This window comes from Streptomyces sp. XM83C, from assembly GCF_023072675.1.
In the GTDB taxonomy this organism is placed as follows: Bacteria; Actinomycetota; Actinomycetes; order Streptomycetales; family Streptomycetaceae; genus Streptomyces; species Streptomyces thermocoprophilus.
Map to the genome: position 1 here is coordinate 1 of NZ_JALLGL010000573.1, position 1400 is coordinate 1400.

A 1400-nucleotide genomic window follows, 5' to 3' on the forward strand; every position below is an offset into this window, starting at 1 on the left:
TAGCTTGATCTTTAACCTGTGCGGCGAGGCCGTGGGGTCGTCGACTTCTTCGCCTTCGGTTTCGTGGTGTCTGTTTTGCGGGCTGTGTAGACGTCGTGCCGTGGAGTCGGCCGGGTGTTCTTGCTTCCTGGCGGGCGTCCTGGACCGGGGTGCGAAGATTTCGGTGCTCCGGCTGGGCAAGCGGCCTTGGGGCGGATGTGCCGGAAGTCGCGACGGACTCGTGCGGGGGTGAGTCTGTCGGGCGGGCTGGGCGTCTCCCACGGCCGGCGGAGGTCTGCCGCCAGCGGGCGGGCGAGCCGTAGCTGGGTGAACGCTGCGAGGATCAGCCAGGTCCAGCGGTCGGCAGCCTCGGGGGTGCGGATCTTCGGGCAGGTCCAGCCTAGTGTCTGCTTGAACAGGCGGAAGGTGTGCTCGATGTCGAAGCGCCGCAGGAATGCCTGCCAGAGCAGGTCGATGTCGGCTGGTGTGGCGTCGGTGCCCGACCACCACAGCCATACCGGCTTCGGTGTCGCGCCGCTGGGCAGGCGCTCGACCTGCAGGCGGATCACGGTCCCCTCGATGACTGGCAGGGCGCCCAGCTGGGCGGTCCAGGCCGAGCGGTGCGTCAGTCTCGGGTGGAGCCGGTCCCAGGCCCGGGCGGTCGCGGTGCCGTAGAGACGGGTCGCGGTCACGGTCTGCGCGTCCGGGATGTTCCAGGTGGCCGGGTCGCCGAAGACGAACTCGCCGCCATGGCGAGGCGGACGGCCGCGGACACCGGGCTCACGGGGCGGTGCCGCACGGCGCAGGACGCGGTCCGAGCGCATCCGGCCCAGCACCTGCACGGGCAGATCCTTCAGCAGGAAGGCCAGGCGGGGCACGTCATATCCCGCGTCCACCACGATCAGGATCTGCGGGTCGCTGTCCTTCCACTGCCCGGCCTCAATCAGCCGCTCGACCAGCTCACGCATCTGCCTGGCGGTGACCGTGGCGGCGTCGTCGCCTGGTGCCAGACGCAGGGCGTCCAGTGGGGCGGTCCAGGAACTGCGGCCGGTCTCCAGCGCGCAGATCACTGAGTAGGGCCAGCCGGGAACGGGAATGTGCTGGTCCTTGCCCCGTCCGTAGGTGTGGCACAGGATCCGCTGCGGTGAGGTGTGGGCACTGGGCCGCAGCCAGCAGGTGATGTCGGCGGCCAGGACCAGCCGGCCGTCCGCCGCCCGCGGCAGCGACACCGTCGCCAGGGCCCGTCGCAGCCGGGCGACGTCGACCCGGCCCGCGGCCAGAGCGTCGTAGAGCCCGCCGTGCCCGCGACGGTGTTCGCCCACCAGCGACAGTTCCACCAGCGACCGGACTGGACCATCGGCGCACAACACCGCGTCCGCGAGCTCGAACAGGGCGTCCGCACGCCTGGTCAGACAGGAATG

General features: G+C 70.7%; 1 protein-coding gene. It reads right to left on the bottom strand.

What is annotated here, in order from left to right; translation table 11 throughout:
- Positions 1-11: 11 nt before the first annotated feature.
- Positions 12-1400: NF041680 family putative transposase (locus MTQ10_RS30420; protein ID WP_247473924.1), on the bottom strand; the 1389-nt coding region annotated here is incomplete at its 5' end.